This window comes from Rhizobium sp. O111 (genome assembly GCF_055616315.1).
The window spans coordinates 3,261,932-3,275,466 of record NZ_JBSHXL010000001.1; the positions used below are offsets into that span (position 1 = coordinate 3,261,932).

18 protein-coding genes are annotated in these 13,535 nt (G+C 62.9%); 3 read left to right on the plus strand and 15 right to left on the minus strand.

All coding sequences use genetic code 11. The features are described from left to right. Positions 1-64: 64 nt before the first annotated feature. The 8 genes from zapE to sdhC all read right to left on the minus strand — a co-directional run bounded on the left by zapE (position 65) and on the right by sdhC (position 6,267). Positions 65-1,228 carry a cell division protein ZapE gene (gene zapE, locus ACVTFQ_RS16320; RefSeq protein ID WP_111562565.1) on the minus strand — a complete coding sequence of 388 codons (1,164 nt, stop codon included), beginning with the start codon at positions 1,226-1,228 and terminating at the stop codon, positions 65-67. 48 nt (positions 1,229-1,276) lie between these two features. After that, positions 1,277-1,798, minus strand: coding sequence for a protease inhibitor Inh/omp19 family protein (locus tag ACVTFQ_RS16325; RefSeq protein WP_111562566.1), 522 nt, complete (start codon positions 1,796-1,798; stop codon positions 1,277-1,279). 304 nt (positions 1,799-2,102) lie between these two features. Continuing rightward, positions 2,103-2,882 (minus strand): succinate dehydrogenase iron-sulfur subunit, encoded by a 780-nt coding sequence (locus ACVTFQ_RS16330; protein WP_018902314.1) that lies wholly within the window; start codon positions 2,880-2,882, stop codon positions 2,103-2,105. After that, complete coding sequence (locus ACVTFQ_RS16335) at positions 2,875-3,330, minus strand: type II toxin-antitoxin system VapC family toxin (RefSeq protein WP_111562567.1); 456 nt, start codon at positions 3,328-3,330, stop codon at positions 2,875-2,877. The genes ACVTFQ_RS16330 and ACVTFQ_RS16335 overlap by 8 nt, the downstream gene beginning before the upstream one ends. Next, positions 3,330-3,563 (minus strand): hypothetical protein, encoded by a 234-nt coding sequence (locus tag ACVTFQ_RS16340; protein ID WP_111562568.1) that lies wholly within the window; start codon positions 3,561-3,563, stop codon positions 3,330-3,332. Before ACVTFQ_RS16340 ends, ACVTFQ_RS16335 begins: the two co-directional genes overlap by 1 nt. A gap of 51 nt (positions 3,564-3,614) precedes the next feature. Beyond that, positions 3,615-5,471 carry a succinate dehydrogenase flavoprotein subunit gene (gene sdhA, locus ACVTFQ_RS16345; protein WP_047508736.1) on the minus strand — a complete coding sequence of 619 codons (1,857 nt, stop codon included), beginning with the start codon at positions 5,469-5,471 and terminating at the stop codon, positions 3,615-3,617. Between the two features lie 8 nt (positions 5,472-5,479). Next, complete coding sequence (gene sdhD / locus ACVTFQ_RS16350; protein ID WP_047508738.1) at positions 5,480-5,860, minus strand: succinate dehydrogenase, hydrophobic membrane anchor protein; 381 nt, start codon at positions 5,858-5,860, stop codon at positions 5,480-5,482. 11 nt (positions 5,861-5,871) lie between these two features. After that, positions 5,872-6,267, minus strand: a complete 396-nt coding sequence (gene sdhC, locus ACVTFQ_RS16355) for a succinate dehydrogenase, cytochrome b556 subunit (protein ID WP_026283703.1) — start codon at positions 6,265-6,267, stop codon at positions 5,872-5,874. Positions 6,268-6,581: 314 nt separating this feature from the next. Between sdhC and ACVTFQ_RS16360 the strand changes: the two genes are divergently transcribed. Next, positions 6,582-7,166: a hypothetical protein gene (locus ACVTFQ_RS16360; protein WP_111562569.1), complete on the plus strand. Its 585-nt coding sequence runs from the start codon at positions 6,582-6,584 to the stop codon at positions 7,164-7,166. A gap of 9 nt (positions 7,167-7,175) precedes the next feature. Here ACVTFQ_RS16360 and ACVTFQ_RS16365 read toward each other — a convergent pair whose 3' ends face one another. Genes ACVTFQ_RS16365 through tsaD form a run of 5 tightly spaced genes read right to left on the minus strand, consistent with a single transcriptional unit; the run spans position 7,176 to position 10,651 of the window. Beyond that, complete coding sequence (locus tag ACVTFQ_RS16365) at positions 7,176-7,823, minus strand: class I SAM-dependent methyltransferase (RefSeq protein ID WP_111562570.1); 648 nt, start codon at positions 7,821-7,823, stop codon at positions 7,176-7,178. A gap of 4 nt (positions 7,824-7,827) precedes the next feature. Then, positions 7,828-8,259, minus strand: coding sequence for an EVE domain-containing protein (locus ACVTFQ_RS16370; protein WP_111562571.1), 432 nt, complete (start codon positions 8,257-8,259; stop codon positions 7,828-7,830). A 4-nt stretch (positions 8,260-8,263) separates the two neighbouring features. After that, entirely contained in the window at positions 8,264-8,557 is a 294-nt protein-coding gene (locus ACVTFQ_RS16375; RefSeq protein WP_111562572.1) for a YciI-like protein, read from the minus strand. Positions 8,558-8,567: 10 nt separating this feature from the next. After that, complete coding sequence (locus ACVTFQ_RS16380; protein ID WP_111562573.1) at positions 8,568-9,560, minus strand: NAD(P)H-dependent glycerol-3-phosphate dehydrogenase; 993 nt, start codon at positions 9,558-9,560, stop codon at positions 8,568-8,570. Continuing rightward, on the minus strand, positions 9,557-10,651 hold the full coding sequence (gene tsaD / locus ACVTFQ_RS16385; RefSeq protein ID WP_111562574.1) for a tRNA (adenosine(37)-N6)-threonylcarbamoyltransferase complex transferase subunit TsaD: 1,095 nt from the start codon (positions 10,649-10,651) through the stop codon (positions 9,557-9,559). The genes ACVTFQ_RS16380 and tsaD overlap by 4 nt, the downstream gene beginning before the upstream one ends. A 73-nt stretch (positions 10,652-10,724) precedes the next feature. Here tsaD and hemC point away from each other — a divergent pair, with 73 nt between their 5' ends. Together hemC and ACVTFQ_RS16395 are read left to right on the plus strand one after the other, a co-directional pair. Then, the gene (hemC, locus tag ACVTFQ_RS16390) at positions 10,725-11,654 is read left to right on the plus strand and encodes a hydroxymethylbilane synthase (RefSeq protein ID WP_111562575.1); all 930 of its coding nucleotides are present in this window, start codon (positions 10,725-10,727) and stop codon (positions 11,652-11,654) included. Positions 11,655-11,660: 6 nt separating this feature from the next. Continuing rightward, on the plus strand, positions 11,661-12,386 hold the full coding sequence (locus ACVTFQ_RS16395) for a uroporphyrinogen-III synthase (protein ID WP_111562576.1): 726 nt from the start codon (positions 11,661-11,663) through the stop codon (positions 12,384-12,386). A 9-nt stretch (positions 12,387-12,395) separates the two neighbouring features. Here the strand turns inward: ACVTFQ_RS16395 and ACVTFQ_RS16400 are convergent, their stop codons facing one another. Both ACVTFQ_RS16400 and ACVTFQ_RS16405 read right to left on the minus strand, forming a co-directional pair. After that, positions 12,396-12,812 (minus strand): hypothetical protein, encoded by a 417-nt coding sequence (locus ACVTFQ_RS16400; RefSeq protein ID WP_111562577.1) that lies wholly within the window; start codon positions 12,810-12,812, stop codon positions 12,396-12,398. Beyond that, on the minus strand, positions 12,805-13,467 hold the full coding sequence (locus ACVTFQ_RS16405; protein ID WP_111562578.1) for a helix-turn-helix domain-containing protein: 663 nt from the start codon (positions 13,465-13,467) through the stop codon (positions 12,805-12,807). The genes ACVTFQ_RS16400 and ACVTFQ_RS16405 overlap by 8 nt, the downstream gene beginning before the upstream one ends. Positions 13,468-13,535 lie beyond the last annotated feature (68 nt).

Consider the following 13,535-nt stretch of genomic DNA (forward strand, 5'->3'; position numbering starts at 1 on the left):
GCAATTTCAATCGTTTAGAAGACAAATTACTTACGTAAACGTAAGAGTTTTTGTCATGAAACTGCTACTCGGCGGCTCGTTTCTCGTGGTGCAGAGCCAGATATTCCGCACTCCGCATCTCGAAAAGGCGCGATGCCGTCCGGTCGAACTCGAAACCTTCGGTACCACGCGCTTGTGTCAACAAGTTCTCAGGCATGGCCGCCGCCGAGATATAGAGCCTCACCGCATGGTCGTAGAGCGTATCGACCAAAATGATGAAGCGCTTCGTCTGGTTCCGCTTCTCGGGTCCGAGCATGGGAACGTGATCGACAAATATGGCATCAAAGCGTTCGGAGATGACAAGGAAGTCGGCTGCACCCAGAGGCTTGTCGCAGAGATCGGAGAATGTGAAGCGCGCCAGCCGGTCGACGGCGAGCGGCACATGGATCGAGCGCCCCTTCATCGGCAGCTCGATCGGCTGCGCCTTGCGCCCGTGCAACGCCTGGTTCCAGGCGGCGTCCATGGCCATGTCGGCATGGCGATCGAGCGGCGTGATATAGACGGGCAGGCTGTCGATCTTCTCCATCCGGTAATCCGTCGGAGAATCCAGCGTCACGGTCTCGACGTGCTTGTTGAGGAGATCGATGAACGGCAGGAAGAGACCACGGTTGAGGCCGTCACGATAGAGATTGATGGGCTCGACGTTGGAGGTGGCAACCAGCACGCAGCCGCGACCGAACAGGTCGGAAAACAGCCGCGACAGGATCATCGCATCGGCGATATCGGTGACCGTGAACTCGTCGAAGCACAGAAGCTCGGCTTCGTCATAGAGTGCTGCGCCCACGACCGGGATCGGATCGGCCTGCTTGGTCTCGCCGTTCTTCAGCCGCAGCCGGTGGGCGGCGATGCGATTATGCACATCGGCCATGAACTCGTGAAAATGCGCCCGTCTCTTCTTGGAGCAGGGCGCCATGTCGAAGAACATGTCCATCAGCATCGTCTTGCCGCGGCCGACGCTGCCGTGAATGTAAAGACCCTTGACCGGCTCGGAGGATTTCTTCTTGGCAGCGAACAGCCATCCAAGCGCGCTCGATTTCGCCGCCGGACGCTTCTGCTTGAGCTCCGACAGCACCCGATCCAGGCACTTCGCCACATGCATCTGGGCGGAGTCGAGTTGAAGCGAGCCTGAGGTCGTCAGCGACTTCAATTGTTCGCTGACGCTCAAGCTGTAGTCTGGCATCGGTTGCATTGAGATAATCCGCCTGGAAAAGATCGGCGGAGCGAGCCGCCGGCTCGCTTATCGGCTGAGCGCGATCGGCTGGCCGCTGCTGGTTTGGCCGCTGAAGGCGTTGTCGGCGGTCTTGTAGACGCTGCCGATCTGAGTGCCGTTGCGGTCCTTGAGCAGCACCTGCTTGCCCGACACTTCCCAGGAGCCCATCGCCGTCAGCTCGCCGACGCAGCCGCGTGTGCCGCCGCGCGAACCGCTGCCGAGGTTGGTGAGCGTCAGGAACATGTCGCAGGAGCCGTTGACCCGCCAGCTGCCGACCAGGGATTCCTTGGTGACGTCGAGACCGCCGCCATTGGCCGCCATTGCGCCGCCGCCCTGCACGCCGCCCATCGGCGCCGTCGAGGTCGGAGCGGCCGGAAACTGCGAGGAACCACCGGGAGGAGGCAGCTGACCGCCCTGCACCGAAGGCACCGGCTGTGCCGTCAAAGGCGCCGGTGCTGCGCTGTAGCTCGCGTCGTTATAGGCTGTACGCTGGCAACCGGCGAGTGACAGAACAACCGCCATACCTGTCATCGCATATCGCAACTGCATCTGAATGCTCCCGAATGTCCGCTTTTGTCGCATGAAAATAGTAATTAGCTTATTTTCGAATGAACGTGTTTCACTTTGGTTAATCAAGCCGTAATGGCCGTGAATTGCCTGACGGAGCTAGGTCTGTGACAGCGCAATTCAACCTTTACGGCTGAGAACTTCCTGAAGATAGAATTTGTCAGCAAGGTGATGACCAGTCATTTCTTCTGGAAATGCTGTCGCCTGTTTCACGATTGAACGATGATCATCTCGCACCGGCAGGCATCGGCGGCCCGACAAGGGCCGCCGGATGGATGGCATCGCGTCAGACGCGGCGCTCGACCATCATCTTCTTGATTTCGGCGATCGCCTTGGCCGGGTTCAGACCCTTCGGGCAGGTCTGCGCGCAGTTCATGATCGTGTGGCAGCGATAGAGGCGGAACGGATCCTCGAGATTGTCGAGGCGCTCACCCTTGGCTTCATCGCGGCTATCGATCAGCCAGCGATAGGCCTGCAGCAGCACGGCCGGACCTAGATAACGGTCGCCGTTCCACCAGTAGCTCGGACAGGAGGTCGAGCAGCAGGCGCACAGAATGCACTCGTAGAGGCCGTCGAGCTTCTGACGGTCTTCGTGGCTCTGCTTCCACTCGGTCGCCGGAGCCGGCGACACCGTCTTCAGCCAGGGCTCGATCGAGCGGTGCTGGGCGTAGAAGTTGGTGAGGTCGGGCACGAGGTCCTTGACGACGGGCATGTGCGGCAGCGGATAAATCTTCACCGAGCCCTTGATGTCGTCGAGACCCTTGGTGCAGGCCAGCGTATTCGTGCCGTCGATGTTCATCGCGCAGGAACCGCAGATGCCCTCGCGACAGGAACGGCGCAGCGTCAGCGTCGGGTCGATCTTGTTCTTGATGTAAAGCAGACCGTCGAGCACCATCGGGCCGCAATCGTCGACGTCGATGTAGAACGTGTCGATCGACGGGTTCTGGCCATCGTCAGGGCTCCAGCGATAGACGCGGAATTCGCGCGTATTGGTGGCACCGGCCGGCTTCGGCCACACCTTGCCTTCGCGTATCTGGGAATTCTTGGGAAGTGCGAGTTCAACCATGGTTATTTTCCTGTGGCGACGTGGAGCCGGGCAAGGCCGCTCCCAAAATACGAATCTTGTTGTCAAATCCAGCCGCGGAAGCCTTGGCGGCGAATTTTCGGTCGGCAGTCACGAGAATATCGTCGGCATCGTCGAGCGCACAGGCGAGATACATCGCGTCATAGATGGAGTGATCCATCGTGGAAGAAAGATCGAATGCGACATCGATCAGGTCTATCGATGGCACAAGGTGCTTGAAGGCCGTCTTCACCCTTGCAACAGCCTCCGAAGCCTGCGCGGTTGAGATGATGCCGGTGCGGATTTTCCTACGAAGAACATGGACCACCTCAGCCAGAACGATATCGGGTGCCTTCAACGCCGCTTCAGCCTTGGTCAACTGAATGGCGTCGAGATGATCTCCCTCATCGACAAACCATTTCACCACAACCGATGCATCGACGACAATCATCAGCGATCCCGCAATTCGCGAAGGATTTCGACGCTGTCGGTCTGCACGACGCCCTTCGGCGTCATTGCAGCGATACGAACGGCAGCGTCGTAGAGTGACTCCGCAGGTGTGTCCGCGACGGATGCGCTCAAGCGTTCGTTGACCTCCTCCTCCAACGTCCGCTTGTGCGCACGGGCAAGGCTTTCCAGCTTGGTCAAAAGGCTTTCATCGATCCTGATGCGCATTTCACCCATGATTTCGCTCCTTAAAGCGGCTCAGCCAGTTCTACCTTGCCACATTCCCCATCAGTAAACACGCGCCTTGGGCGCGATCTTCTGCGGGTCGATCCCTTCCGCGATCAGCTCGGTATGCACGGGGCGGTAGTCGAGCTTGACGTCGCCTGTCTCGTTGACCCAGGCGAGCGTGTGCTTGCGCCAGTTGACGTCGTCGCGGCCGGCGAATGCGCCTTCCGTGTAGTCCTCGCGGGCGTGCGAACCACGGCTCTCCTTGCGCGCTTCAGCGCCGTAGATCGTCGTGATGGCGTTGGCCATCAGGTTCTGCAGCTCAAGCGTCTCGACGAGGTCGGAGTTCCACACCATCGAGCGGTCGGTGACCTTGATGTCGCGCATTTCCTGCCAGATGGCCGAGATGCGCTGGCAGCCCGATTCCAGCGATTCCTGCGTACGGAACACGGCGGCGTCTTCCTGCATGGCGCGCTGCATCTTCTCGCGAAGATTGGCAGTCGGCGTAGACCCTGAGGCGTGACGCAGACCGTCGAAACGGTCCATGATCTTGTCGCAGGCGGCGACGTTCAGATGCGGCACCGGTGCCGCGCGGTCGATGACCTCACCGGCGCGGATGGCGGCGGCGCGGCCGAAGACCACAAGGTCGATCAGCGAGTTGGAACCGAGACGGTTGGCCCCGTGCACCGAGGCGCAGCCGGCTTCGCCGACGGCCATCAGGCCCGGAATGACGCGCTCCGGATTGGAGCTGTCGGCGTTCAGCACCTCGCCCCAGTAGTTCGTCGGAATGCCGCCCATGTTGTAGTGAACGGTCGGCAGAACCGGGATCGGCTCGCGCGTCACGTCGACGCCGGCGAAGATCTTGGCGCTCTCGGAAATCCCCGGCAGGCGCTCGTGCAGAACGGCCGGATCGAGATGGTCGAGATGCAGGAAGATGTGGTCCTTGTTCTTGCCGACGCCGCGGCCTTCGCGGATCTCGAGCGTCATGCAGCGCGAAACGACGTCGCGCGAGGCAAGGTCCTTGGCCGACGGTGCGTAGCGCTCCATGAAGCGCTCGCCCTCGGAGTTGACGAGGTAGCCGCCTTCGCCGCGCGCACCCTCGGTGATCAGACAGCCGGAGCCGTAGATGCCGGTCGGGTGGAACTGCACGAACTCCATGTCCTGGAGCGGCAGGCCGGCGCGGGCAACCATGCCGCCGCCGTCGCCGGTGCAGGTATGTGCCGAGGTCGCCGAGAAATAGGCGCGGCCGTAGCCGCCGGTCGCCAGCACCACCATCTTGGCGGCGAAGCGATGGATCGTGCCGTCGTCGAGGCACCAGGCGACGACGCCGGTGCAGCGGCTGCCGTCATCCGACATGATCAGGTCGAGCGCGAAATACTCGATGAAGAATTCAGCGTTGTGGCGCAGCGACTGGCCGTAAAGCGTGTGCAGGATGGCATGGCCGGTACGGTCGGCAACGGCGCAGGTGCGCTGTACCGGCGGTCCCTCGCCGTAGTTCTGCATGTGGCCGCCGAACGGGCGCTGGTAAATCTTGCCTTCTTCGTTGCGCGAGAAGGGAACGCCGTAGTGCTCGAGCTCATAGACCGCCTTCGGCGCTTCCATGGTGAGATACTGCATGGCGTCGACGTCGCCGAGCCAGTCGGAACCCTTGACGGTGTCGTAGAGGTGCCACTGCCAGCTGTCGGGCGTCATGTTGCGCAGCGAAGCCGCGATGCCGCCCTGCGCCGCAACGGTGTGCGAGCGGGTCGGGAACACCTTGGTGATGCAGGCGGTCTTGAAGCCCTGCTCGGCCATGCCGAGCGTGGCGCGCAGGCCGGCGCCGCCGGCGCCGACGACGATCACGTCATAGGAGTGATCGATGTACTTGTAGGCCTTCCCGTTCTGAGCGGGGCCATTCTGAGCGGATGAATTCGATGCCATGATATCAATTATCCTACGAAGGCGATCTTCAGAATGGCGAAGAGACAGAGCCCTGCCATCAGGATCGAAAAGAAGGTGTTGAGCATCACGAGCGCGATCTTGGTGACTTCATGGTGCACGTAGTCTTCGATGATGACCTGCATGCCGAGCTTCATGTGGATGACGCCCGACACGACCATCAGGCCCATGACGACGGCGACGAAGGGGTTCGACAGCGCGTGGACCACTTCCGCATAGGGCTGGCCGGCATGGATGATCATGAAGATGATGAAGAAGAGGAAGAGCGGCACATTGGCAACGGCCGTCACGCGCTGGCGCCAGAAATGTTCGGTGCCGTCCTTGGCCGAGCCGAGGCCGCGAACCTTACCCAAGGGGGTACGCATATCCATGTGATCAACCTTTAGAAGCGAATGAGAAAGCCGATCACCCAGACCAGCAAGGTCAGACAGAGCGAGGCGATGATGTTGGCGATGGCGAGCTTGGTCGAGAACTGCTTGTCGAAGCCGTGACCGAGGTCCCACATGAAGTGGCGGAAGCCGCCGAGCATGTGATGGATGAGCGCCCAGGTGTAGCCGAGCAGCACGAGCTTGCCGATGATGCTGCCGAGCACCCAGTTGGCCCAGTCGTAAGCACCGACGCCGGTTGCGGCCGCGATCAGCCACCAGGCGACCAGAAGCGTACCGACATAGAGCGCCCCACCGGTGATACGGTGGACGATCGACATAACCATGGTGGGGATTGGTTTATAAATCTGCAAATGCGGCGACAGGGGCCGATTATTTGTCACGTTCGCCATCAGAACCTCGCGGCGGTCTTTCTCGCTCCCCGGGATCCGGAAAGCATCCAAGCAAACACACGATGGTCACAAAGCTGTGCGTGCGTTGCATCATTGGCGACGTTTAATCACGGAAACACCTAACGACAAGTATAATTGACGCACCCGGGGAATTTAATCGATTTGGGTCTTGACGCCCCTTTAGACTTAGGCAGGTCCGGCCGCGCCATTACCCCTTGCGGATGAATTTCCAAGCTTTGGTGGACAAGCCTGCGCTTTTGGCGCATTTTCGCGTTAACGCTTTGTTAAGCATTCCGTTTCCGGAGACCAACGCGATGTTCAAGACATCCTCGAAACTCGTTTCGCTCGCCGCAGCAGTGCTGATCGCGCTGCCCGCAGCAGCCGGCGATTTCGGCAGCAATTTCGTTTCGCGCCACCACGATCGCGGCCATGGCGGCGGCATCGGCTATGGCAATGCGGGACACGGTATCGGCCATCGCGGCATCGCAAACGGCTTCGCATCCGGCTCGGTCATCCGTCATCGCGGCACGTCGATCATCGGCAATTACGGCGGCTGGAACAACGGCCCGCGGCAGATCGCCGGCGGCTATGACGGCTACCGCCCGCATCCGGGCCGCGGCCGCTTCATCCAGCGTTTCTCCTCGCCCACGTCCAATTTCGCCCGTAGCAACATCGTCATCATCGACCAGCGCGGCGAAGCGCGCGCGCCGTCTGGCACCTATGCCGGCTCGTCCTATGCCTATGAGACGGATGGCGGCACCTATATCGGCGGTTACGGCTATGCCGCCTACGGATATCAGCCGGCCGTCCGGCTGGCGCCGATGGCCAAGGTCATCCACGTGAACAATCGTCGCAACGCCTGCTCCTACGAACAGGGCGTCTGCGTCATTCGCCCTTGATAGAGGTCATCAGCCGTTGAAGCGCCAGACCGTGGTCTTCTTGACCTCGCTGTCTTCGAGCGCCCGCGTCACCGGTACCTGATAGACCGCGCAGGCCGACAGCCGATCCTTCGGCAGATAGGCCCGCCCGGGATCGCCGACGAGCACGGTCACCCCACGGGCGGCCAGCCGCTCGAACCACGGCACCAGCGCCATGGCGAAGTCGCGATCATAGAACACGTCGCCGGCCAAGAGCACATCGGCATCGATCTCCGAGCCGATCAGGTTGTCACCCGTAAAGCCGATCTCGACCCCGTTCAGCTCGGCATTGAGCGCCACCGCCGTTTTCGCCCATGGATCGATATCGACGGCAAGCACGCTGCCCGCGCCCGCCATCTTCGCCGCGATCGCCACCAGCCCGGAGCCGCTGGCGAAATCGACCACGCGCTTGCCATCAACCGTCTCGGGATGATCGAGCACATAGCGCGCCAGCCCCTGCCCGCCCGCCCAGGCGAAAGCCCAGAACGGCGGCGGCAGGCCGATTTCGGCGAGCTCCTCTTCCGTCTTCAGCCACAGCTCATGCGCTTCGCTCGCCAGATTGAGCCGGATCTCCGGCACATGCGGCGGCGTCATCGGGCTGGTATTGTCGCGGATGAAGAGCGCAGGGTCGGTCTTCACGATATCAGCGCGGCGGGTTGTCGAGCCCGCCCATGCGGCAGACCTCGGCCCATTCCTCGTCGGTCACCGGCTGCACGGACAGCCGCATCGACGTCACCAGCGACATCTTCGACAGCTTCTCGCTCGCCTTCACATCCTTCAGCGTCACCGGCTTCGGCATGTCGCGGACGGCGCGGATATCGACGCAGTCCCACTTGGGGTCGCCCTTGGCGGTGGAATCGGGATGCGACAGCGCGCAGACCTCGACGATGCCGACGATCTCCAGCCCGTCATTGGAGTGGTAGAAGAAGCCCTTGTCGCCGATCTGCATCGCCCGCATGTTGTTGCGCGCCAGATAGTTGCGAACGCCGGTCCACTCCGTGCCCTCTTCGCCGGCAGCCTTCTGCTGCTCCCAGGACCATGCGGACGGTTCGGATTTGTAAAGCCAGTGCGCCACTTGCTTACGCCTCCGGCTTGTTGAAGACCCAGTTGAAGGGCTTCACCTCGACGCTTTCGAACAGGCCCGCCTTGGCATAGGGATCGGCATTGGCGATTTCCGTGGCCGCCTCGATGGTCTCGGCCTCGACGATCACGAGGCTGCCGCAGGGCTTGCCCTCGGCATCGAGAAACGGACCGGCCATTTTCACCGTGCCGGCTTCGTTGAGCGCGTTGAGATGCTCCAGATGCGTCGGCCGCGTCTCCATGCGGACATTGAGGTGGCCAGGCTTATCCTTGCAGACAAAGGCGAAAAACATGTGAGGTCTCCTATTCGGTCGTGATCGGACGCGTCATCAGCTGGTCGATGGCGGCGGCAATGCCAAGCTTGCCCTCGATGATTGCGGATACCGCATCGGTGACGGGCATGTCGATATCAAGCGACTTGGCAAGCCGCGACACGACGGCGGCGGCAAACGCCCCCTCGACGAGCTCGCCATGCGCGGGGTCGCGCGTCTCGCCGCGCCCGAGCGCGATCCCGAAACGCAGGTTGCGCGATTGATGGCTGGTGGCGGTCAAGACGAGGTCGCCGAGACCAGACAGACCCGGCACCGTATCCGCCTGTCCGCCCTTGGCGACGACGAAGCGCGACATCTCGGCAAGCCCGCGCGCAATCAGCGCCGCCCGCGCCGAATCGCCGATGCCGGCGCCCTCGACGATGCCGCAGGCAATCGCCAGCACGTTCTTCAAGGCGCCGCCCAGCTGCACGCCAATCCTGTCGGACGACGGATAGAGCCGGAAGGTGCGCCCCGAAATCGCCTGCGCCAACCGCTCGGCAATCTCGCCATTCTCGGCCGCGACCACCATCGCGGTCGGCAAGCCCTTGGCGATATCCGCCGCAAAGCCCGGCCCGGACAGCACCGCGATCGCATGCCCAGGCAGCGCCTTGGCCAGCATGTCGGTCAACAGATTGCCCGTGGTCTTCTCGATGCCCTTGGCGCAGGTGACGACAACGGCATCATTAGCCAGGTAAGGTTCATACTGGCGCGCCGCATCGGCCTGCGCCTGCGAGGGCATGGCAAAGAGCACGATGCCGGCATCGCTGATTGCATCCGGCTCTGCGGAAAACTGCAGCGTCTCGGGCAACGGAATACCGGGAAGCGCCGCGTCGTGCAGATGCTCGGCAGCAAGATCGGCCATCAGACCGGGGTCGCGACCGATCAGCGTCACCTTGTGCCGCCCCGTCAGCGCGATCACGGCCGCCAATGCAGTCCCGAAGGCGCCGGCGCCGATGACGGCAATCGTTTCGCTTTCTCCGCTCATGCCTTTGCTCCCCGCTTGCCGAAGCCCAGCAATGTCTCGGCGTTCGAATCGAGCGGCCAGCGCGAGCGCGGCTGCACGTCGAGATCATCGGGCGCAACACCCGTCGCCATCCGCTCCAGCCCTGCCCAGGCGATCATGACCGCGTTGTCGGTGCACAGATGCAGCGGCGGCGCCACGAAGCGGAAACGGTTCTTGTCGCACAGCGCCTGCAGCGTGCCGCGCACGACGAGATTGGCGGCAACGCCGCCCGCCACCACCAGCGCCGGCTGTTCGACATCGGGATAGAGCGTCTTGAACCGCTCCAGCCCGCGCCCGATCCTGTCCTTCAGCGTCCGCGACACGGCATCCTGGAACGAGGCGCAGATATCGGCCACGTCCTGGTCGGTCAGCGGCGCGATCTCGGTTGCCGCCTGCCGCACGGCCGTCTTCAGGCCGGAGAAGGAGAAGTTGAGCTTCGCCTCGCCGACCAGCGGCCGTGGGAACTTGAACCGCTGAGGATTGCCCGCTTTTGCCGCCCGCTCGACAGCCGGCCCACCCGGATAGGGCAGGCTCAACAGCTTCGCCGTCTTGTCGAAGGCCTCGCCCAGCGCGTCGTCGATCGTCGTGCCCCAGCGCTCGTATTCACCGACCCCGCGCACCAGGATCAGCTGCGTATGCCCGCCGGAAACGAGCAGCATCAGATAGGGAAAGGAAAGCCCATCCGTCAGCCGCGCCGTCAGCGCATGGCCCTCGAGATGGTTGACCGCATAGAGCGGCTTGCCGGAGGCCTTTGCGATCGCCTTGCCGGTCATCAGCCCCACAAGCAGCCCGCCGATCAGCCCCGGACCCGAGGTCGCGGCGATGGCATCGATGTCGGACAGCGACACATTGGCGCGTTTCAAAGCCTCGTCGATCAGCGTATCGAGTGCCTCGACATGGGCGCGCGCGGCGATTTCTGGCACCACGCCGCCATAGGCGCTATGCTCTTCGAGCTGGCTCAGCACCACATCGGAGCGCACGGTCGGCACGCCCTTCGCATCCCGCTCGACAACGGCGGCGGCGGTTTCGTCGCAGCTTGTTTCGATGCCGAGGATACGCAGAAAGGGAGCCATGGTGCCTGATCGTTGATTGCGATGGGTCTGAAACCTGTTTACGAGAAACTCCGGTAACAACGGATCAATGCGGATGCAAACAAAACCTTTCCGGATCGGCACCAGAGGCGGCCCGCTGGCGATCGCCCAGGCAAACGAAGCTCGAGACAGGCTGATGGCGGCCCATAATCTGCCCGAGGAAATGTTCGAGATCGTGGTGCTCTCGACCAAGGGCGACCGCATCACCGATCGCTCGCTGTCGGAGATCGGCGGCAAGGGCCTGTTCACCGAGGAACTGGAAGAGAAGCTCTCGAGCGGCGACCTCGACATCGCCGTGCACTCCTCCAAGGACATGCCGACGACGCTGCCCGAGGGGCTCTGTCTCTCCGCCTACCTGCCGCGCGAAGACATTCGCGATGCTGTCGTAGGCCGCACCGCCCCGAAGCTGATCGACTTGCCGCATGGCGCCACCGTCGGCTCCTCGTCGCTGCGCCGCCAGGCGCTGATCCGCCGCATGCGCCCCGATATCAACGTCATCACCTTCCGCGGCCTCGTCGACACCCGCCTGCGCAAGCTGAACGAAGGCCAGGTCGACGCGACGCTCTTGGCGCTCGCCGGCCTGAAGCGGCTCGGCAAGGTCGAGGTCATCACCGACATCCTCGACCCCGACACCTTCCCGCCGGCACCTGCCCAGGGCGCGATCTGCATCGAAAGCCGCATCGGCGACACGGTCACCGACGCGCTGCTCGCCCCGATCAACGATATCAGGACCTACGACACGGTTTCCTGCGAGCGCGCCTTCCTTGGCGCACTCGATGGCTCCTGCCGCACGCCGATCGGCGGCTATGCCGTCTGCGAAGGCGACCAGATCCGCCTGCACGGCCTGATCATCACCCCCGATGGCCGCAGCCAGCACGCCATCACCATCGACGGCCATCGCCGCGACGCGGTAGCGCTCGGCACCCGTGCCGGCCAGGATATCCGCGCCCGCGCCGGCACGTCGTTCTTCGACAGCTGGAGCTGACGGCGCATGCGCGTGCTCGTCACCCGTCCACCGCATCCGGGCGAGCGCACCGCAAAACGGCTGGCGGAGATGGGGCACGAGCCGATCATGCTGCCGCTATCGGCTCCCGCCCATGACCCGGACGCCGCCTTCACGGCGCTCGCCAACTCCGACGGCCCGATATCGGTCACCAGCGCCGAAGCCATCCGCGTTCTCACCGAACGCCCCGATGACCTCGCCCCATATCTCTCCCGCCCCCTTTACGCCGTCGGCGACGCCACCGCCGAAGAAGCAAGGGCAGCCGGCTTCAGAGACGTCACCGCCTCCACCGGCGACGGCGCCGACCTCGCCGACCGCATCGCGCAACGCGACACCGCGCAATCGGACAAGAAGACCAACCTCCTCTACCTAGCCGGCTTCCCCCGCGCCGAAACCTTCGAGACCCGCGCCGCAGACCTTGGCCTGACCGTCACCACCGTCGAATGCTACCGCATGCGCCGCCTCGACATCCCCGACCAGCTGCTCCGCGAACTCTTCTCAGCCCACGAACCCGACGCGATCCTCTTCTATTCCCGCCGCACCGCCGAGGATTTCTTCGCCCTCAAGGAAATATCCGCCAATCTCGACGCCCTCATCGGCGTCCGCCTCCTCTGCCTCAGCCCGGCCATCGCTGAGGCCATCCCCCCGACCCTGCAGGGCCAATCCGCCACGCCCGACAGCCCGGATGAGACAGCCCTGTTGTCGCTTCTGTGAGCTGCGCAGTCATTTCATGAGTTGAGTTTCCGCCCAGGCAACAAACTCCTCAAGCCGAACGAGCGCCCGTGCGGCATCGTCCCGCGACTTCGCGCGCGCCCCGTATTGCACCTCGTCCTTCTGCTCCAGAAGCGCGCGAAGGTTTGTCTCCTGGTGTTTCGGAAATGCATTGCCGAGTGCCGCGCGAAGCAGCTTGATCACCGCCCCATGGTCGCCCTGATTGATCTCCCCGCGATACCTGGCCGTGATTGCATCGGCATAGGCAATGGCGCAATTGATTGACGTCGCAATGGACGTGTTTCCGAGATCGCCGAGGTCCGCCCACGCATTGCTGTTCCGGGCATCCTTCAGGTAGGCTCGCGCAACGGCAAGCCGCGCCGAGACATAAGTCGTATCCGTCTTCTTGCCCGGCCTCGATCTAACCATCCGCACCGGCCCCAGCCAAGGCGGCAAGCTCCTCCGGCCGCCTGCCCGACAGCACGATCGCATCCGCAACCGCATTGGCCCACCAGGGATCACGATCACGCGCGAGCCGCTCGACATCGGACATATCGAGACCGACGACGCTTGCGGTGAAACCGAGCCGCCCGGAATGCGCGGCCAGACTATCCCTGATGGTCTCGACCACCACCGCGAGGTCTCCGGCGTCGGCCACCACAGCGGCGTCCAAGTCACTGCCAAGCCGATCCTCCCCGCGCGCAACGCTGCCGTAGATCCATAAGCTTTTGACCAGCGACGCCTTGCTGTCGGCGCTATCCTTCACAGCCTCGACGATATCGGCAAACCGCCGATCCTCGGCGGCGAAGAGACTTCGTATCTGGTCGGCGAGATAATGCTCGGCATTCAGCCGATACAGCCGGCTGTATCCCGCCCCCTCGGCGAAGATGACACCGTTATCCTCCAGCGAGAGCAGCCCAAGGCGCGTGCTGCTCTTCGACAAGGCCGCGCGCTGGCTGATATCGGCAGCGGAGAGCAGCCCGCCATGGCGCGCCAGCACGCGCAGGACACGCACATTCGAATCCACCCCGAAGATGACGTCGACAGGGTTCCTGATGGCGCTTTGCGCAATGGTTCTCACCACCGTTCAACACCTCCAACATCTCAACAGATGATCCGATAAAGAACCAATTGGCTTGATATTAAATCAAT